Here is an 18,782-nt window from a genome sequence, read left to right as displayed (position 1 = left end):
CACCATTTCGCCGATTTACACTTAATTACAGTTTGGTTAAAACGAAGGCAGATGTTATTGCAGGGTTGCAATAAGTTGTCATCCTTCGGGGAACATATAACAATAAATAAGCAGAGAAACAGATGAAAAAACCTGAGTTCACACTTACCAAGCTGGCGTTACTGTGCCTGCCGGCGACTTTGCTGGTGGCAACCGGCGCTGCTGCACAAAGCCAAAACAGTATCGACCAAGCCAGCCACTATGCCAGCCCGCTGGCGGCAACACTGAAAACCAGCCAGAGCGTAGCTGATGGTCGTAAACGCTATATCATCAAATACAAACAACAGCAGTTGGATGCGGCCAGCCCGGGCTTGTTTAATATTAATGCCGCCGAGCGCCGGCGTTATAACCTGGAGCGGCGCCAGCAGCGCATTGAACGCCGCGGTGCAAAGGTTAAACAATTGCTGGCGGCGCAGTCGGCACTGGCTGCCGAGCTTAATGCAGCTGAGTTGGCCGAACTGCAAAACGACAGCGAAGTAGAACTGATAGAAGAAGATTACAAACGCTACCCGATGGCACAGCAAGTACCCTTCGGCTACACCATGGTGCAGGCCGATCAGGTCAGCGACCAGTTTGCCTCGAACCAGAAGGTGTGTGTTATTGACTCGGGGCTGGACTTACCGCATGAGGACTTCTTAAGCGGCAACATTACCGGCACTAATAACGCCGGCACCGGTAACTGGTATGACAATGGCGGCCCGCACGGTACCCATGTCGCCGGCACCATAGCCGCACTGAACAACGCCAGCGGCATGCTGGGCGTAATGCCAAACGGCAACATTAAATTGCATATTATCAAAGTGTTTAATGAAGAAGGCTGGGGCTACAGTTCAACGCTGGCCAACGCGGTAAATACCTGTGTCAGCAATGGTGCTACGGTAATTAATATGAGTTTGGGCGGCGAAGGTTCAAGTACCACAGAATCTAACGCTATGCAGGCAGCTTTTGATCAGGGCGTGTTATTGATTGCTGCTGCCGGTAACGATGGCAATACCGTAATGTCTTACCCGGCCTCGTACAATGCGGTGGTTTCGGTTGCCGCTATTGATAAAAACAAACAGCTGGCTGATTTTTCCCAGCGTAACAGCCAGGTTGAACTGTCAGGCCCGGGCGTCGATATCCGCTCGACCTACCCTGAAGGCACAGGTCTTGAAGCCACGTTAAGCGTGGGCAGCACCAGCTATGACAGCAGCCCGATGACCAACTCAACTGATGGCAGCGCCAACGCCGCTTTAGCCAGCTGTGGCCTGGGCGAAACGACCTGCAGCAGCGTGGCGAATAAAATTTGTCTGATTGAGCGCGGCAATGTCAGCTTTGTGCAAAAAGTGCAGTCTTGTGAAGACGGCGGTGGTTTAGCCGCTATTATCTACAACAATGCTGCCGGTGATTTTGGCGGTACTTTAGGCGATAACCCGGGCACAAGCATTCCGGCGTTGGCGGTAACCCAGGCCGTTGGTCAGGCATTAATGAGCCGGCTTGGCCAAACCGCCAGCCTTAACTCAGGCGCCAGCAACTATGGCTTAATGAGTGGTACTTCTATGGCATCACCGCATGTAGCCGGTGTCGCCGCCCTGCTGTGGAGCCACTATCCGCAATGTAGCAATGCACAAATCCGTAACGTATTGGCGGTCACCGCTGAAGATTTAGGCACTGCCGGCCGTGATAACTCCTATGGCTACGGTTTAGTGCGCACTAAAACCGCCTTTGACTACATAGCGCAAAATGGTTGTGACGGCAGCGGTAACGGCGGTGAAGAGCCACCACCGCCGGCAGATAATGCGCTGGAAAAAGGCGTAGCAAGCACCGGTCTGTCTGGTGCAACGGGCAGCAATACCTTCTACACCTTTACCGTGCCTGCCGGTGCTACTGAGTTGACATTTAACCTGTCCGGCGGCTCAGGTGACGCTGATATGTATGTTAAGTTTGGCAGCGCGCCCACCAGCTCGGGTTATGATTGCCGGCCTTACCAGGGTGGCAACAACGAAAGCTGCAGCTTCGCTACGGCTCAAGCCGGTACCTATCATGTGATGCTTAACGGCTACAGCGCATACTCCGCTGTGTCCTTGCTGGCAGATTACACTGCGGCCTCCGGTGGCGGCGATGGTGGTGCCGAAGGCGCAACTCTGACAGAATCAAATATCAGCATTGCCCGTCGCGCCTGGCAGCACTACACCGTTACTGTGCCGGCCGGCATGAGCAGTCTTACTGTAGCAACCAGCGGTGGCAGCGGTGATGCCGATCTGTACGTTAAACGCGGCAGCCAGCCAACTACCACCAGCTATGACTGCCGGCCGTATAAATCCGGTAATGCAGAAAGCTGTAGCTTTGCCAACCCGCAAGCAGCGGTATGGCATATTTCAGTGTATGGTTACAGCGCAGTAAGCGGCCTGACGTTAACTACCAGTTATCAGCCGTAACAGCTCAATCAGCTTAGTCTGATAAACCAAAGGCCGGCATAATGCCGGCCTTTGTTATTGCGCTGCAGTATTTTTTGAATACTAGGGATTCAATAACCGACTTAACTGCGCCTGGGCTAACGGTTCGCTTTGCTCTGCTGCCAGCTGATATAAGTCACGCGCTTTCACCAAATCTTTGCTGACACCGCGGCCATACTCATACATCCAGCCGAGGTTATATTGCGCGTTAGCGTAACCCTGCTCTGCCGCCTGAGCAAACAGCTCCACGGCTTTTTTATCATCGGCTTTTACCTGGCGGCCGTTTTTATAAAACAAGCCTAAGGCGGTTAAAGCCCGTGGTACCTTCGCCGCCAGCGACTGCTGATACAGCTCAAAGGCTTTACGCTCGTCTAAACTTACGCCATAACCTTTTTCGTACATATAGCCGAGGTGTGCTATGGCGCGTTGATGGTTCTGCGCTGCCGCTTTCTGATACCAGGCTACAGCCTGATTGTCATCCTGGCGTGCACCACGGCCGGTTTCAAAGCGCAGGCCAAGGTTAAACTGCGCATCGGCATCGCCTTGCTCTGCTACCTTGATATACCAAATCAGCGCTTGAGCATCATCCTGCGGTACGCCGCGGCCGGCACCGTACATAAAGCCCAGATTATATTGCGCATACAGCACGCCCTGCGCTGCTGCCAAGCGGTACCACTTCACCGCCTCAGCATCATTTTGTGTCACCCCGGTGCCGTTGGCCAAGCGTAAACCGCTGAGATACTGCGCTTCAGCATGGCCCTGCTTCGCCGCCTGTAAAAACCAGTTAAAGGCTGCAGCTTCATTTACCGCCACACCCTGACCCTGGCTTAACATTTGGCCCAAGCGGAATTGAGCCTCCGCATTGCCGGCTTTAGCTGCCTGCTGAAATAACTGCATGCCGCGGGCAGCGTCCGCTTTAACACCCCGCCCTTCGGTAACGTGCTGCGCCAGATAAAAGCACGCCGCCATATCCTCTGCACTACAGGCTTGTTGTAACAGTTCCACGGCTTTGCCGTCGTTATTACGTACACCACGACCCAGCGAATAACTGATACCGGTTTCGCGCTGAGCCTCCACCACGCCCTGGGCTGCAGCACGGCTGAATAATTCAAAAGCACGGCTTTCGTTTTTCGCTACACCCAGCCCCTGTAAATAGAGCTGCGCCAGTTGGAACGCTGCACGGCTGTGGTTTTGTGCCAATGCTCGCTGATACCAGGCAATGGCTTTGTTCACATCAGCCTTGGTACCACGCCCGTCCTGATAACGCCCGGCAACAATAAATTGCGCATCCACATCACCCTGCTGTGCCGCACGCTCGTACCAGAGCAAGGCACTGGCCTCATCTTGCGTAACGCCGCGACCGGTGGCATACATAAAGCCCAGATTGTACTGCGCCAGGCTATATTGCTGCTCTGCAGCTTTTTGATACCAGTACACAGCCAACGCATCATCCTGTGCCACACCTTTGCCATTGGCATGCGCCACCGCCAGCTGGTACTGTGCTTGCGCCATGCCCTGCTCTGCTGCTGCGCTAAACCAGCGCGCTGCAGCCAACTGGTCACTATTAATACCATAACCATTGGCATAAATAGCCGCCAAATTAAATTGCGCATCGGCCAGGCCGGATTCTGCCAGCGGATACCAATGACTGAATGCTTCGGCATAACTTTGCTGCTCAAAGGCGCGCAAACCGCTGTCAAAGCGGGCATCGGCAAGCTCTTTTACCGGCAATTCCGGTCCTGCCGCCTTTTGCACCGCACGTTGCGCCGGTGCAGCTTTTGCTGCAGCGGCAACGGTAACGGTGGCAACAGGTGGTGGTGGCGCACTTGGGGTAGCGGTTGGTGCAGCTGTTGCTACCGTAACTGCTGCGGTTGTTGCCACCTCAGCGGCTTGCTGTTGCGCCTTTAACTGTGTTAAACCATTGGCAATATCGCGCTGCGCCCTGGCGGATTCAGCAAAGTCGGTACTGGCAGAAGCGGCTTGCTCCAGCCAATAAGCGGCCTGCAATGCATCTTGCTCAACACCATGCCCAAGAGAATACAATTTTGCCAGCTCAAACTGCGCCGTAGCATTACCGTCCAGCGCCAGACTTTGCCACAGTTCTGCGGCTTTAGCGTGATCGCCCTGCTGGTAAGCCGCTTTTGCTGCGGCAATTTTTTGTTGCGGTTCTGCAGACAGCATACAGCTGACTGCCATTAAGCTTATTATTATTTTGTTTAGCCGCATAGATGCCCCCTTTCACTGACAGCTGTTATATCAAAGAAAGTGACTTACACCAAGGGCGAATCAGAGATTAAAAGTGAACTCAGGGTGAATAAAACGCCAAAAACCGCGATAAACGGCCGTTTTTAATCGTTAAACTGCCGATTATAGCCTTGCAGCAGTGCCTGCCAGTCTTGCTGCTGCCAGCTAAAAGCAGCATGCAAAGTCTGCTCTTTTTGCAGTGAGCGCTGTAACCGCGCCAGATTCTGCTGCGTCCAGTCGCCGGGGGCCCGCACTGCACATTTATCAAAATCAATCAGCCAGACCTGGTCTGCACTATCGAGCAAAATATTGTGGCAATTTAAGTCGGAGTGATACACCCCCTGCTGATGAAACCGCGCGATAACCCGGCCTACCTGCTGCCACTGTAATGAACTAAGCACGCTGCCGCTGGCCAGTATAGTTGCCAAATCCTGACTGCCGGCAATCAGCGCTATCATAATATCGGCACGGTAACACAACCCCCGGCGCACGTATTGCGCGGCTAACGGTTGCGGCACCGGCAAGCCGCAGCGGCGCATATAGCGCAGCAGGTTAAACTCCTGCATGGCACGGCTTTCGGGCACGTTTTGATAACTAAAATTATCTTTTACCAACTTGCCAATCAGGCCGCCGCGATAGTAATGCCGCATTACCAACGCCGTGCCGTTATGGCGGATAAACCAGGCAATATTACGCCCGCGTGACTGGCCGATAACCGCCTGCTGCTGTTGCCAATGCGCCGCGCTAAAGCTTAACTCGTCCGGTTGCTGAAATACCCGGGCGTCATACCACTGCACAACACTACCCACTTGCCGGACACGAAAATGACCGCTGTCAGCGGCTAAATAGTCGCTGATAACCCGGCTCATGCGTGCGCAAGCCCCGCCGTGACGTTGATACAACGCCAGCGCTTTTGCCCCCTGCTCTGCTGTTTGCTGTGGCTGTCGCAGCAACTGTGCTGTGTTACTGATCAAAGTGGTGGTATCAGATACCCAATTAACTGCGCCAGCCTGCTCCAGCCACTGGTAAGCCTTGGCAAAGTTAAACACATGCGGCCCGGTTTGCAGCGGTTTGGCAAAATACATTGCTTCCAGCGGGTTGTGCCCGCCACGCTCAATTAAGCTGCCACCGATAAACACTACATCCGCCAGTTGATACCACGCCAGAAGCTCACCCATGGTGTCTGCCAGCAATACCTGAGTCGCGGCCGTTACCGCGCGCTGCCCGCTACGCCGCAGCATATTTAAGCCGGTATCAGATAGCAGCTGCGCTACGGCGTCAAAACGCTCCGGATGGCGCGGTACCAGAATCAGCAATAAGTCAGGAAACTCAGCACTTAACTGCTGAAAGGCGCTGATTAGCTGCTCATCTTCGCCGGCATGGGTGCTGCCGGCCACCCACACTTTGCGCCCGCTCAGTTGCGGCCGGAACTGCGCCACCAGGCTATCGATGTGGGCAGGCACTGCCATATCGTATTTTAAATTGCCACACACGCTAAGCTGCGCCTTGCAGCCCAGCGCTTTAAAACGCCGTGCGGTAGCGCTGTCTTGCGCTAATAACATACTGATATTGTCCAGCGCCAACCGGCTGAACGCGTAATAACGGCAGTAACCGCGGGCAGAGCGCGCCGACAACCGCGCATTCACTACGATAGTGGGGATAAGAGCGCGGCGGCATTGCTGCAGTAAATTTGGCCACAATTCGGTTTCCAACACGATAACCGCCTGCGGTTGCAGTTTATGTAAAAAGCGTTGCACTGCGCCTGGCGTATCCAGCGGTAAGTAGCAGTGATACACGCTGTCGGCAAAGTTGCTGACAATACGTGCCGAGCCGGTTGGTGTAGTACAGGTTATGGTAAGGGTTAACTGCGGATACTGCTGTTGCAGCGCTTTAATCAGCGGTGTGGCGGCGACAACTTCGCCTACCGACACCGCATGCACTACTATGCCGCCCATTGCAGCAGCCGGCACTTGCTGCAAGGCAAAACGCTCGGCCATACGCGCACGGTATGCCGGATCCTTGCGGGAGCGCAGCAGCAGATACAACAGCGCAGGCAGCATGGCGAGGTAAATCAGGACGTTGTAGCAAAAACGGGCAAACAGCTGTGGCATTAACAGGTTCCTGCGGTTAACTGTCAGGCATGAGTAACATTACGCCTTATCAGGCGCGCTATAATCGCCGCCATAATGCCAAAATTAGCCCTGCGATACCAAAAGATTCTGTTTCAAAACGACATTAAATGCTAATCTAGCCACTTTATTTGTTGTCAGATTACTGTCTTTTTTCAGGCAGAATGCCCCCTGATCCTTGGAGCTTAACTATGGCGTTACCAGAACACCAGCAACCAGCCATGCTGGATGGCGTAAAAGAATTTTTACTGCGCTTTGCTGCCTCAGGTTATTTTCCGGCCACCGCCTTTATTAAAAACCAGCCGGACAAAGCCAACCTGCGCGTGGTAAACGACAATATTAAACTGGAAATTGTCAGCCACTGCTGGAACTACGCCCGTTTCTTTGTCTATCAATTAAGCTCGCTGGTAAAGTACCCGCCAAAAGATATGCAGGTGCGTTTTACGGTATTTTATTCAGAAGAAGACCAGGCCACAGCCAAACTGCTGCAACATTTTCAAACCATCAGTGTGCCAAATGTCGAGTGGAACTTTCAGGCATTACCAACGCCGTTGTTGCTGCGCCGTGCTATAGGCCGTAACCATGCATCAAAACATACTACTGCAGACTGGATCTGGTTTGCCGATTGCGACATGGTATTTCATGAAGGCTGCCTTGATACGCTGCAGCAGCTGTTAAAAGGCCGGCAGGAAATTCTGCTGTTCCCTGATACTTTATTGGTAACGCCGCTGTTAACCGAAGCGGATCCGATGATTTCAGCCGGTAAAGATAATACCGAGCTGTTGGAAGTGGATAAAACCAAGTTTAAGCCCCGCAAATTTGACCGCGCCACCGGGGCTATTCAGATTATTCATGGCGATGTTGCCCGCCAATGCGGCTACTGCGATGATTTAGCCGTATACCAAAAGCCGAAGTATCACTGGACAAAAACCTACGAAGACCGCGCATTGCGCTGGTTATTAGGCACTCAGGGCGTCCCGGTTGCGCTGCCAAACCTGTTGCTTATCCGCCACGCTGAAAAAGGCCGTTATAAAGAAGACAGTAAAATTTCGGTTATCCGCAAAGCCATTCGCCGCGTTAAATCAGCGCTGATTAATAAATAACGCTAACAACAGCAGAGACAGTTATGGCACGTAAAAAAACAATTGCACAAAGTATCCGCTGGTGGTGGTCGACCCGGGTTTTGGGATTTTGGCGCGTTAAACTATCCGGGGCGGTAAAACGCAAACTGGCAGCGCCCGCCGATACCATAGTGTTTAACCGCGATGCGCCGCCTATGGCGCCAGCCAAAAAAAGTGGCATTACGGTTATCTTAACCGCCTACCGCCGTGCAGAGTATTTGGCTGAACAAATTAAAGCACTGCGCGCTCAAACCATAGCGCCGGATGAAATTTGGGTGTGGTCTAACCGCAGTGAAGACGACTTGCTGGATATATCGGCATTAGCTGATCGCGTAGTGGTATCCAACACCAACTTTTTATTCTGGGGCCGCTTTGCACTGGCCAGCCTGGTACGTACTGAATATGTCGCCTTTTTTGACGATGACATCCTGCCGCAACCACGCTGGTTTGAAAACTGTTTAAACACTATTGAAAGCGGCCATGACGGCATCCTGGGAGGCTCGGGCGTGCTGTTGCCTGCTGACGGTGGCTACTCCAGCAAGAACAAAGCCGGCTGGAACGGTGCACAAAACAGCGCCGTAACAGAGGTAGATTTAGTCGGCCACGCCTGGTTTATGCGTAAAGCTTATGTGCGCTATATGTGGATAGAAGAGCCGGAATTTTGGGATAATGGTGAAGATATTCACTTATCTTACATGGCGTTGAAGCATGGCGGCATTAAAACCTTAGTGCCGCCGCACCCTGAGCATGACCAATCTTTATGGTGCTGCAGGCCGGATTTCGGCAAGGCCGTTGGCCGGTTAAAAGTGGCCACTTATCAAACTCAGGATCACCGTGGCACCCGCAGCGCTATTGTCGACAAATACCGCGCAGATGGTTGGAAGATTGTGGCATTGCGCCAAACAAGCTGACAGCTTTGCACGCCGCCACTTCAGCCACCGCGGCTGAAGTGGCGTTTTTAATTACAACGCCGCTAAAATCACTTCTGCTTTACTGACTTCAAAAGTTTTTGGTGCTTCTACATTGAGCAGGCTTACCACACCGTTTTCGACGATCATGGCGTAGCGCTGTGAGCGTACACCACCAAAGTCACCGGTATCCATGGTCAGGCCAATGGCTTTATGAAACGCTGCACCGCCGTCAGCCAAAAACACAATTTCTTCGGCATTTTGGCTTTTAGCCCAGGCACTCATCACAAAAGCATCATTTACCGCGGTGCAGACAATGCTATCCACACCTTTGGCTTTAATTTGATCGGCCAGGGTAATATAGCCCGGTAAATGCGCCGCTGAGCAGGTAGGCGTGAATGCGCCCGGCACAGCAAACAATACCACTTTTTTATTGGCAAAAATCTGGCTGGTGGTTGGGTTCATTACGCCTTCTTTGGTCAATTGTGAAAAACTGACCTCAGGCAATTTATCGCCGGTTTTAATCATGTTGCTTCCCCTGTTAAAGTAAACTGTTGTCAAAATAGCATTAAATTGCTGCATTAATATACACATCAAAGCGGTTATTCTTGCCTGTCACCGACATAGTGGGTGCTGTTGCCGCCAAAAACTCTGCATAGCCGGGCCGCTTTACCACCACGCGTTTTTGCGCTAACTGCAGCGCCGGCGCCAGCAAGGCATCGGCGTCAGTATCACTGCCCACTACGTCGTGAAACGCGCGCATTTCTTTTTTAACCAGTGCGGTTTTATCCCTTGGCGGGAACATCGGGTCTAAATACACCACATCAACCGCAGCCTGTTGCTGTAACGCATCCAGCGCACTGCTGTGCACCAACTGCATACGTTCGCCCAGCCAGCTAAGTTCAGCGCTTTGTTTGCCACGGCGCAAACCGTCATGCAGCAAGGCGGCCACCGCAGGGTTACGTTCCACCATGGTAACGCTGGCGCCGAGACTGGCCAGCACAAAGGCATCACGACCCAGCCCGGCAGTGGCATCTAATACGGTTAGATCGCGTTTTTTATTCAGGCCGCAGGCTTTGGCAATGGCTTCACTTTTACCACCACCATATTGGCGCCGGTAACTGGCGGCACCGCCGGCAAAATCGACCAGGATATCGCCCTGCTTAGGTAACTCACTGTGACGCAGTACCAGCGCATCATCCAGCCAGGCCAGATGCCAGCCATTGATCTCAGTGGTTAAGGTTAAACCAAACTGCTGACAGAGGCTGGCAGCATAGTCTGCATTAAGCTCAGGGCTGTGTAATAAATTCAGCGGCATTACTGCTGCATTCCGACAAAATTCTCACCGGCGCTTAAGGCAATGATCTGGCTGATATGCTGCAAACTGCGACCGGATTGCTGCTGCCACGCTGTAAACTGCTGCTGGATCTGATTTAAACTACGCTTACTGCTGACACCGCCATCAAATACGTTGGTGGAACGCAGGTAGGCTTCAACATCCTCACTCAGAATAAAAGTGTCTTTGCCTATCGCTCTTAAAGCATAGGGTCCGGTATTACCGCCCAGCCTTGCACCGTACTGTTTCAGGTAAGCCCATAAACCGATAATATCCGTGGTGGGCCAGTCGGCAATAAAGCGGGCGAAGCTGCCGTGTTTGCGGGCAATATCATCAATCATCATGGCATTGTGGCGGATGGTAAACACTTTAGCTGCGTTGCGGATAATGCGTTCATCACGTGCTTTGGCTTCAAGCATTTCATCGCTCATCAGCAGGATTTTTTCAATATTAAAATCAAAAAACACCTCACAAAAGCCCGGCCACTTTTGCCGTACTACACGCCAGACAAAACCGGACTGAAACACTTTTTTTGTCAGCTCGCCCAGCAGTAAGTTGTCCGCTATAGCAGCAATTTGCTCTGGCGCAGCACTGTGCCCCAACAGGGCTTCCAGTGCTTCAGCACCACCTTTGCGCTCACAGGCGCGCTGATAAATACGCGCAAACGGCTCAGCAGTATTCACGATTAACCTTACCTTTTAGCAAAAAAATAAGGCAACAGTGTAACTGTTGCCTTAGTACTAACGCCAGCCTCTGCGCTGTGTTTAACGGTTAAAACGTTGCACTGTTGCCGCTGTCTTGCAAGGTACAGACACCGTCTTTTAACGTCACCGTTGGCTTGGGCACCACCGCGCAATCCGACATTAAACCCAGCCGCTCGTTTTCCGCTTTGGCTGCAGCATTATATTGGCCGATCTTAGCCATAATTTCATTTTCATCGCCGTCTTTAACCGACACCGCTATATAGCGCGCCGGACCACCGCAAGGTTTGCTACCAAAACCAACCACACGGCACTGCGCCACGTTATCTGCTTTGGCATCACCTATCAGCGCCATCACATCGGCGCGCATAGCATTTAAATCGACCTGCTGTGCCATTTGCTGTTTCCTCGCTTTTGCCGCTGCTAACGGGTCTGTTACCGGGTCTATCGGCTCCACCACCGCTTTCGGTGGTAAACGCTCAGCTCCGGTATCAGTACCCGCCTGGCCTTGTTGGCACCCTGCCAACCCTAGTGCCACCAGCATAACCATCACACTTTTATTGTACATATTCAGCCTCCGCTTTTGCAGTTCAGCTTGGCAGAGCCTGTCTGAATTGGCAATGAATTGTTAAGCTTAAATTAATTATTAGCCTGCGCTGAGCAAACAGGTTTAGCCAGCGATGCCCATATGGCGCAACAAAGCTTCGTTAGATGGCTCACGACCACGGAAACCTTTAAACAGCTCCATCGGCTCGGCACTACCGCCACGCTCTAAAATCCAGCGTAAAAAATCGCGCCCGGTGTCGGCATTGAAAATGCCCTCTTCTTCAAAGCGGCCAAAGGCGTCGGCCGACAACACTTCGGCCCACAAGTAGCTGTAATAGCCTGCCGCATAACCACCGGCAAAAATATGGCTGAAACCATGCTGAAACCGGTTAAAGCGCGGCGGAATAATCACCGATACTTCGCTGCGTACCTCGTCCAGCATTTGCTGTACGCGGCCGCCCAGCGCCGGGTCATACTCGGCATGCAGGCGGAAATCAAACAGCGCGAATTCTAACTGACGCACTAAAAACATCGCCGACTGGAAATTTTTCGCCGCCAGCATTTTATCCAGCAAATCCTGCGGCAATGGCTCGCCGCTTTCATAGTGGCCGGAAATAATCGCCAGCGCTTCGGCCTGCCAGCACCAGTTTTCCAAAAACTGGCTTGGCAGCTCTACCGCATCCCAAGCTACACCGTTAATGCCGGCTACCGCTGCCGCATCAACTTTGGTCAGCATATGGTGAATACCATGGCCGAACTCATGGAACAAGGTAACCACTTCATCATGGGTAAACAGCGCCGGCTTGCCGCCCACCGGTTTATTAAAGTTGCAGGTTAAATAAGCCACCGGGGTTTGCACACTGCCATCCGGCAACATACGCCGGCCCTGGCAGTCATCCATCCAGGCACCACCGCGCTTTTTCGCCCGTGCGTATAAATCCAGGTAAAAGCTGCCTCGCAGCTCGCCCTGTGCGCCAAAAATATCGTAAAACTTAACGTCCGGATGCCATACATCCACACCGTCGCGCTGCTTCACTGTTACGCCAAACAACTTATTCAGCACAGCAAATAACCCAGCCACCACTTTATGCTCCGGGAAATACGGCCGTAGCTGTTCATCAGAGATGGCATATTTGGCTTGTTTCAGCTTTTCGGCGTAGTAAGTCACATCCCAGGCGGCCAGCTCTGTCACTGCGTATTCGCTTTGTGCAAAAGCGCTTAGCTCAGCTAAATCCTGCCCGGCCTGCGGCTTGGCACGGCGGGCTAAATCATGCAGAAAATCCAGTACCTGCGCCGGGCTTTGTGCCATCTTAGTCGCCAGCGATTCTTCTGCGGCGTTGTTAAAATCCAGCAGTTGCGCCAGCTCGTGTTTCAGTGCCAGGGTTTCTTCAATAATGGCGCTGTTATCAAACTTACCGGCGGTTGGGCCCTGATCCGACGCCCGGGTGCAATAAGCACTGTACAACTCTTCACGCAGTTCACGATTATTGGCGTAGGTCATCACCGCTATGTAGCTGGGGAATTCCAGCGTAAATACCCAGCCGTCCAGTTCGCGGCTTTTTGCCTCTTCGGCGGCGGCCAGTTTGGCATCATCCGGTAAACCGGCTAAGTCGGCCTCAACGGTAATATGCTTAAACCAGGCTTGGGTGGCGTCCAGGGTATTGTTAGAAAACTGCGAACCTAAATCGGATAACCGGCTTTGAATTTCACCATAGCGCTGCTTTTTTTCCGCCGATAAACCAATACCCGACAGCTTAAAATCGCGCAGTGCATTTTGAATCACCTTTTGCTGCGCCGCGGTTAACTTGCCGTATTGCGCACTTTGTGCCAGTTGCTGATACTTTTGATACAGGCCTTCATGCTGGCCCAGCCAGGTGCTGAAGTCTGACAATAACGGCAGGCAGCTTTCATAGGCTTCGCGCAGCTCCGGGGTATTGACTACCGAGTTCATATGCGACACCGGTGACCACAGTTTACCCAAGCGGTCACCGTCTTGCTCCGGCTGCGCTATCAGGCTGTCCCAGCTGACATCGGCTGCTGCCACAGCACGCTCTACCGCATCGCGGGCCTGAGCGATGGCTTGTTCTACTGCAGGTTTAACCTGCTCAGGAGTAATTTTCGAAAACGGCGGCAAAGCCGGAAAAGATAATAAAACATTGGTGCTGGCTGACATAAAGTACCTTTGCTCAGAATAAGTAATACGGCTAATGTTGGGGCTAACCGGGCTGTTGTCAATGCTAAAGCCGGCGCAACTGTCTGTATTGACGGTATTGGCAGCGGAAATAAAGCCTGGCTATACTCTTTGCCGGTTTTGTGAATCAAGGGAATGAACTTATATGAGCATGTTACAAAAAACCACCATCGCCACCCTGCTGCTGGCCAGCCTGAACCTTGCCGCCAGCGACAGCGAAATAAATGACGCCATAGACGCCGCCACCAAACACTACAAAGCCGGCGAGCTGTCGCAAGCTATCGCCCAGCTGGATTACGCCAGCACGCTGATCCGTCAGGAGAAAGGCGAACAGGTAAAACAGGCGTTTCCGCCACCACCGGCCGGTTGGCAGGCCGAAGATGCCAACAGCGAAGTCGCCGCTGCTGCAATGTTTGGCGGCGGTATCAGCGCATCGCGCACCTATTATAACGATGAGCACCGCATTGAAATGCAGCTAATGATGGACTCACCTATGCTGCAGGCGTTTTCAATGATGTTAAGCAACCCGTCAATGATTGCCATGTCCGGCGGTAAATTAACCAAAATTCAGGGCATTCAGGCAGTACAAAAGTTGGACGGCGACAGCATGGAGCTGCAGTTTGTTACCCCGGGCGGTGCCATGGTTAGCCTGGAAGGTGACAGCGCCGCCCAAAGCACTATGCTAAAGCTGGCCAATGCTATTGATCTGAAAAAGCTGTAACAGCGCAATAATCAACTCCCCCGGCCGGCGTTTACTTAGCTGTAACGCCGGGCTTGTAAAACATCGCTTTACCCCATATAACCAGTGCATTGACCTGCAATGTGGAACTGCGTTATGACCCGTCATTTTAACTATCTTGCTATCGGTGCCGGCAGCGGCGGTATTGCCGGCGCCAACCGTGCGGCCCAACGCGGTGCCAGCGCCGCGGTAATTGAAGCCAATGCAGTGGGCGGCACCTGCGTTAATGTCGGCTGCGTACCGAAAAAAGTGATGTGGTATGGCGCCCATATTGCCGAAGCACTGAAATACAGCGCAGATTACGGCTTTGACATAACCCAGAACCGCTTTAGCTGGGCCACCCTGGTGAAAAACCGCGAGGCCTATATCAAGCGCATTCACGCCAGTTACGAAAAAGGCTTTACCAATAACGGGGTCACCTATATTAACGGTTTTGCCAGCTTTGTTGATGCCCATACCGTTGAGGTTAACGGCGAGCGCATTACGGCCGATCATATTACCATCGCCACAGGCGGCCGCCCGACGCGGCCTGATATTCCCGGCGCAGAGCACGGTATAGACTCCGACGGCTTTTTTGCTCTAACCACCCAGCCGAAAAAAGCGCTGGTAATCGGCGCCGGTTATATCGCTATCGAAATCGCCGGTGTATTGCATGCGCTGGGCACAGACACGCACCTGCTGGTACGCAAAGATCGGCCACTGCGTAATTTTGACAGCGATATTACCGATATGCTGCTTGAGCGCATGGCGCAAGATAAGCTGCAGCTGCACACCCAGGCCAATGTCAGTAAAGTAGAAAAAATGAGTGACGGCAGCTTAAGCGTACATTGCGATAACGGCAGCGTATTTACTGACGTGGATTGCCTGATCTGGGCCATTGGCCGTGAGCCCGCTACCGACAAGCTGAATTTGGCCGCTGCCGGCGTGGCAACTGATAAAGACGGTTATATCCGCACCGACAAATACCAGAATACCAATGTTAGCGGCATCTATGCCGTTGGCGATATTACCGGCGAAGCCCAGCTAACCCCGGTAGCAGTTAAAGCCGCCCGCCTGCTGGCCGAACGGCTGTTTAACAAAGACATGCCGGACGCGCATATGGATTACTCGTTGATACCCACAGTAGTATTCAGCCACCCACCCATCGGCACTATTGGTTTAACGGAAGCAGAAGCCATAGAGCAATACGGCGCGGCTAATATCAAAGTGTATCGCTCTAACTTCGCAGCCATGTACAACGCCATTACTGAGCATCGTGCGCTTAGCCGCTTTAAGTTAGTGTGCACCGGCCCGGACGAAAAAGTGGTCGGTTTGCACGGCATTGGTGAGGGCATGGACGAAGTACTGCAAGGCTTTGCCGTAGCGATAAAAATGGGCGCCACCAAAGCCGACTTTGACAACACCGTAGCGCTGCACCCAACCAGCGCCGAAGAGTTTGTTACGCTGCGCTAATTTGCTTACCCGGCTGGAGTATTACCGTCATTATCAGCAACCAGCTGCAGCCGGAACATTAACCCCGGCTGCATTCTGTGGGCTGATAACACCCAGCTATGCGCCAGCGCAATTTCGCGGCAAATGGTCAGGCCCAGCCCGGCACCGCTATCCCGCCTGGTTTCTGCGCGCCAGAAGCGGTTAAATAACTGCGGCAATTGCGCCTCACTTACACCCGGGCCGTGATCGCGCACGCTGATATAGTCGGCGAACACATCTACCGCCACAGTGCTGCCCGGCGGCGCATGTTGAATGGCATTTTCCAGCAGGTTTTTCAGCAGGGTAAATAACGCACCTTTATCGGCCGGCAATATCAAGCTGGCTATATGCCGCTCCAGGCGCAATTTCACTTGTTGGTTATCGGCCATCCGCTGTAAATAAGCGACAACCTCGGCCGCAATCTCAGTAACGTCAAGCTTTATAAACCTGTAGTTCTGCTGCTCACTGGCTTCGGCCAGCAGCAATAACTGCTGCACCTGGCGCGACATATAGCGCACATCATGCAGCAGCCAGTTACGCTGCTCTGTTGGCGACATCAATTCGAGCTGAGCGCTGATCAACGCCAACGGGGTTTTTAATTCGTGCGCGGCGGTGGCCAAAAACTCCTGCTGCACCCGGTAGCCATGCTCCAGCCGTTCAAGGGCCTGATTAAAGCTGTTTACCAGCGGCGCAAGCTCGGTAGGCACGCCTTTAACCGGCAGACGAACATCCAGAGTATGAGGAGAAATAGTGGAGGCAGACCGGGAGATATCTTTTAGCGGCCTTAGCGTGTAGCGCAACGTGATGTAAGCGCATAAACCAAAAGCGAGCAGCAGCACCAGGCTAAACAGGGTAACACCGGTTCCCACCAGCGGCAGGGCTATACGGCGATGCATCAGCGTCATAAACCTTGTGCTGGCGGTAAGCTGCAAATACCAGATTTTGTCATTGAGCATGACAGGCTCCGTTGCTCCGTGCATAGTCAAGCCGTCAGACTCAAAATCAAACCGGCCACGCCCCAGTCTGAGCAGTTCTTTACTCTCAGGCCAGACAGACTCACCGCCACCCGACTGCAACACCACGTTGCCGGCTTCATCCAGGATCCGGTACGCCGTTTCACGCGGGAAACTTTCAAACAACCAGGTTACGTCCTCTACCTTCGGCGCAAAGCCAACAGGCTTGCCATCGTCATTGTAGCGGATATCGTCTGCGATCCCGGCGGCTGCATCAGCCAGGTCCATTCTGGCCAGCGTATTATTTTGCAACACCCAAACCGCAGCCAACACCAGCAAGGTGATGCTCAGCATCATACCGGCAAGATAAGACAGTAATATCTGCAGTCGCAAACTATTGAAATTAAACATCGTGCCGAAGCGCATAGCCTATACCCCTTATATTTACTATCCGCTGCTGCGAGCCAATGGCCTGTAACTTTCGCCGGATGCGGTGCAATGCCACATCCAGTGCGTTGGGCGTAACCGCTTCGCTAAAGCCCCAGCCGGCAGCCTCCAGTGCAGTGTGACGCACCGACTCATTACATCTGCGCACCAGTAACAACATAATTTGCAGCTCTGCCGGCGCCAGGATCTCGCAGTTATCACCGCAGCAGATAAGGCTGTCTGCCGGGCGCAAGGTTAAGTCGCCACATTGCGGCTCCAGCGAGCGCACCTCAGCCGGCCGGCGCAATAGTGCCCGTACCCGCGCCACCATTTCTTCCATAGCAAAAGGTTTGGCCAGATAATCATCGGCACCGGCATCCAGGCCTTCAACCCGATCATTCAGTGCGGTGCGCGCTGTCAATACCAGGCAAGGAACCGTATTGCCGCCATCGCGTATCCGCCGTAACAACGACAGGCCATCACCGTCCGGCACGCCCCGGTCAATCACCAACGCCTGATACGGCACTTGCTGCAAGGCCACCAACGCATGATCGATACGGCTGAACACATCAGCGACAATACCGGCAGGCGCCAGCCCCTCGCATATCAACCGGGCTAAGCGCTCATGATCTTCAAGCAGCAGGATACGGTTCATCAGAAACTGTAGCTATAACCGAGAAATACCCGGTTTTCAGTGGAGCGGTCAACCAAAGGGCTGTCTTTTATTTCTGTCGCTAAGCTGGTCAGGCTGACATCCAGAAAAATAATATGTCTTTGCTTAAACATATAGCCGACACGTGCGCCTGCCTCAATATTCATTCCGGCTTCCCCCTGATAAAACGCCCGCTCTGCGGTCACTTCGTTGCTGCGTACACCATAGTAGTAATCTATATGTTTTTTGTCCTGCCAGCTCACCGCTATGCGGGGCGTAAACATATAGTGTTCAGCAAAATGCCAGGTTTTCTCTACCATAAGATTAACTTCGCTGCCTTCACTGTCGCCTGACACTTCAGTAACATATTCAGCACTGATATCCGCAATACTGTTTTGCCATTCTGCTTTAAAGCCGGCGCGGAAACCACCATCTCTGTCTGCCATACCATTAAGGATTGGCGCATCACTTTGCTTGTAATCGGTAAAATCGTACTTGCCGATAATACTGAAGTTCACCTTATTCGACTCACTAAACTGATAACCCGGCAATTTAACCGCCAGCTCAGGCCCGGTCAGACGGATATAGCGATTTTCATATGACAATATCGGCAACAGCTTGTTGTCACGGTCAATACCGGCATAGGCTTTCTGGCTGGTGATAACCGCCACGCCCAAGCCCCATGACGATGCATCATCATCCGGCTGCTGTGCAGCAACAGTCAAAGGTAAACCGCCAAGCAGCATAAACAACGCCGCCTCAGTATATGCCCTAACAGTTTTGAAATAAGGCGGGGTTGAAATCAATGAGCGCATAGATCAGTTCCTTTCAAATGATTTTGATGTAAAAGAACTGCCATCATCCATCGCCTGACTTACCTAAAACTTACCAA

Annotated in this window: 15 protein-coding genes; 5 read left to right on the top strand and 10 right to left on the bottom strand. The window is 52.8% G+C overall.

Features of this window, described 5'->3' with window-relative positions; translation table 11 throughout:
• Positions 1-122: 122 nt before the first annotated feature.
• Positions 123-2,456: a S8 family serine peptidase gene (locus tag Q8O77_RS07875; RefSeq protein WP_305552307.1), complete on the top strand. Its 2,334-nt coding sequence runs from the start codon at positions 123-125 to the stop codon at positions 2,454-2,456.
• Positions 2,457-2,537: 81 nt separating this feature from the next.
• On the opposite strand, the gene Q8O77_RS07870 is transcribed toward Q8O77_RS07875, so the two are convergent.
• Positions 2,538-4,655 (bottom strand): SEL1-like repeat protein, encoded by a 2,118-nt coding sequence (locus tag Q8O77_RS07870; protein ID WP_305552306.1) that lies wholly within the window; start codon positions 4,653-4,655, stop codon positions 2,538-2,540.
• Between the two features lie 167 nt (positions 4,656-4,822).
• On the bottom strand, positions 4,823-6,829 hold the full coding sequence (gene waaA / locus Q8O77_RS07865) for a lipid IV(A) 3-deoxy-D-manno-octulosonic acid transferase (RefSeq protein ID WP_305552305.1): 2,007 nt from the start codon (positions 6,827-6,829) through the stop codon (positions 4,823-4,825).
• A 209-nt stretch (positions 6,830-7,038) separates the two neighbouring features.
• Between waaA and Q8O77_RS07860 the strand changes: the two genes are divergently transcribed.
• Together Q8O77_RS07860 and Q8O77_RS07855 are read left to right on the top strand one after the other, a co-directional pair.
• Positions 7,039-7,950 carry a glycosyltransferase family A protein gene (locus Q8O77_RS07860; RefSeq protein WP_305552304.1) on the top strand — a complete coding sequence of 304 codons (912 nt, stop codon included), beginning with the start codon at positions 7,039-7,041 and terminating at the stop codon, positions 7,948-7,950.
• 23 nt (positions 7,951-7,973) lie between these two features.
• Complete coding sequence (locus Q8O77_RS07855; protein WP_305552303.1) at positions 7,974-8,879, top strand: glycosyltransferase family 2 protein; 906 nt, start codon at positions 7,974-7,976, stop codon at positions 8,877-8,879.
• 51 nt (positions 8,880-8,930) lie between these two features.
• On the opposite strand, the gene Q8O77_RS07850 is transcribed toward Q8O77_RS07855, so the two are convergent.
• The 5 genes from Q8O77_RS07850 to prlC all read right to left on the bottom strand — a co-directional run bounded on the left by Q8O77_RS07850 (position 8,931) and on the right by prlC (position 13,632).
• A complete protein-coding gene (locus Q8O77_RS07850; protein ID WP_305552302.1) occupies positions 8,931-9,404 on the bottom strand; it encodes a peroxiredoxin in 474 nt (157 codons plus the stop codon).
• Positions 9,405-9,444: 40 nt separating this feature from the next.
• Positions 9,445-10,194, bottom strand: coding sequence for a class I SAM-dependent methyltransferase (locus tag Q8O77_RS07845; protein WP_305552301.1), 750 nt, complete (start codon positions 10,192-10,194; stop codon positions 9,445-9,447).
• Complete coding sequence (locus Q8O77_RS07840; protein ID WP_305552300.1) at positions 10,194-10,895, bottom strand: DNA-3-methyladenine glycosylase I; 702 nt, start codon at positions 10,893-10,895, stop codon at positions 10,194-10,196. The genes Q8O77_RS07845 and Q8O77_RS07840 overlap by 1 nt, the downstream gene beginning before the upstream one ends.
• 88 nt (positions 10,896-10,983) lie before the next feature.
• A complete protein-coding gene (locus Q8O77_RS07835) occupies positions 10,984-11,481 on the bottom strand; it encodes a hypothetical protein (protein WP_305552299.1) in 498 nt (165 codons plus the stop codon).
• 102 nt (positions 11,482-11,583) lie between these two features.
• Complete coding sequence (gene prlC, locus Q8O77_RS07830; RefSeq protein ID WP_305552298.1) at positions 11,584-13,632, bottom strand: oligopeptidase A; 2,049 nt, start codon at positions 13,630-13,632, stop codon at positions 11,584-11,586.
• Between the two features lie 163 nt (positions 13,633-13,795).
• Here prlC and Q8O77_RS07825 point away from each other — a divergent pair, with 163 nt between their 5' ends.
• Entirely contained in the window at positions 13,796-14,371 is a 576-nt protein-coding gene (locus tag Q8O77_RS07825; RefSeq protein WP_305552297.1) for a hypothetical protein, read from the top strand.
• Positions 14,372-14,485: 114 nt separating this feature from the next.
• On the top strand, positions 14,486-15,841 hold the full coding sequence (gene gorA / locus Q8O77_RS07820) for a glutathione-disulfide reductase (RefSeq protein WP_305552296.1): 1,356 nt from the start codon (positions 14,486-14,488) through the stop codon (positions 15,839-15,841).
• Between the two features lie 5 nt (positions 15,842-15,846).
• Here gorA and Q8O77_RS07815 read toward each other — a convergent pair whose 3' ends face one another.
• The 3 genes from Q8O77_RS07815 to Q8O77_RS07805 are packed head-to-tail and all read right to left on the bottom strand — an operon-like array spanning position 15,847 to position 18,705.
• Positions 15,847-17,238, bottom strand: a complete 1,392-nt coding sequence (locus tag Q8O77_RS07815) for an ATP-binding protein (protein ID WP_305552295.1) — start codon at positions 17,236-17,238, stop codon at positions 15,847-15,849.
• Entirely contained in the window at positions 17,216-17,893 is a 678-nt protein-coding gene (locus tag Q8O77_RS07810; protein ID WP_305552294.1) for a response regulator transcription factor, read from the bottom strand. The genes Q8O77_RS07815 and Q8O77_RS07810 overlap by 23 nt, the downstream gene beginning before the upstream one ends.
• A complete protein-coding gene (locus Q8O77_RS07805) occupies positions 17,893-18,705 on the bottom strand; it encodes a MipA/OmpV family protein (protein WP_305552293.1) in 813 nt (270 codons plus the stop codon). Before Q8O77_RS07805 ends, Q8O77_RS07810 begins: the two co-directional genes overlap by 1 nt.
• Positions 18,706-18,782 lie beyond the last annotated feature (77 nt).

Origin of the sequence: Rheinheimera sp. (genome assembly GCF_030690345.1) — a bacterium.
In the GTDB taxonomy this organism is placed as follows: Bacteria; Pseudomonadota; Gammaproteobacteria; order Enterobacterales; family Alteromonadaceae; genus Alishewanella.
The sequence above is the reverse complement of the archived record's forward strand: the minus strand, read 5'-3'. Positions and strand labels throughout refer to the sequence as shown.

Coding starts and splice junctions, on each gene's coding strand:
- Q8O77_RS07825 (WP_305552297.1), top strand. CDS start 13,796: ATGAGCATGTTACAAAAAACCACCATCGCCACCCTGCTGCTGGCCAGC.
- Q8O77_RS07805 (WP_305552293.1), bottom strand. CDS start 18,705: ATGCGCTCATTGATTTCAACCCCGCCTTATTTCAAAACTGTTAGGGCA.
- Q8O77_RS07860 (WP_305552304.1), top strand. CDS start 7,039: ATGGCGTTACCAGAACACCAGCAACCAGCCATGCTGGATGGCGTAAAA.
- Q8O77_RS07870 (WP_305552306.1), bottom strand. CDS start 4,655: ATGCTGTCTGCAGAACCGCAACAAAAAATTGCCGCAGCAAAAGCGGCT.
- Q8O77_RS07875 (WP_305552307.1), top strand. CDS start 123: ATGAAAAAACCTGAGTTCACACTTACCAAGCTGGCGTTACTGTGCCTG.
- Q8O77_RS07855 (WP_305552303.1), top strand. CDS start 7,974: ATGGCACGTAAAAAAACAATTGCACAAAGTATCCGCTGGTGGTGGTCG.
- gorA (WP_305552296.1), top strand. CDS start 14,486: ATGACCCGTCATTTTAACTATCTTGCTATCGGTGCCGGCAGCGGCGGT.
- Q8O77_RS07845 (WP_305552301.1), bottom strand. CDS start 10,194: ATGCCGCTGAATTTATTACACAGCCCTGAGCTTAATGCAGACTATGCT.
- Q8O77_RS07810 (WP_305552294.1), bottom strand. CDS start 17,893: ATGAACCGTATCCTGCTGCTTGAAGATCATGAGCGCTTAGCCCGGTTG.
- Q8O77_RS07850 (WP_305552302.1), bottom strand. CDS start 9,404: ATGATTAAAACCGGCGATAAATTGCCTGAGGTCAGTTTTTCACAATTG.
- prlC (WP_305552298.1), bottom strand. CDS start 13,632: ATGTCAGCCAGCACCAATGTTTTATTATCTTTTCCGGCTTTGCCGCCG.
- Q8O77_RS07815 (WP_305552295.1), bottom strand. CDS start 17,238: ATGCGCTTCGGCACGATGTTTAATTTCAATAGTTTGCGACTGCAGATA.
- Q8O77_RS07835 (WP_305552299.1), bottom strand. CDS start 11,481: ATGTACAATAAAAGTGTGATGGTTATGCTGGTGGCACTAGGGTTGGCA.
- waaA (WP_305552305.1), bottom strand. CDS start 6,829: ATGCCACAGCTGTTTGCCCGTTTTTGCTACAACGTCCTGATTTACCTC.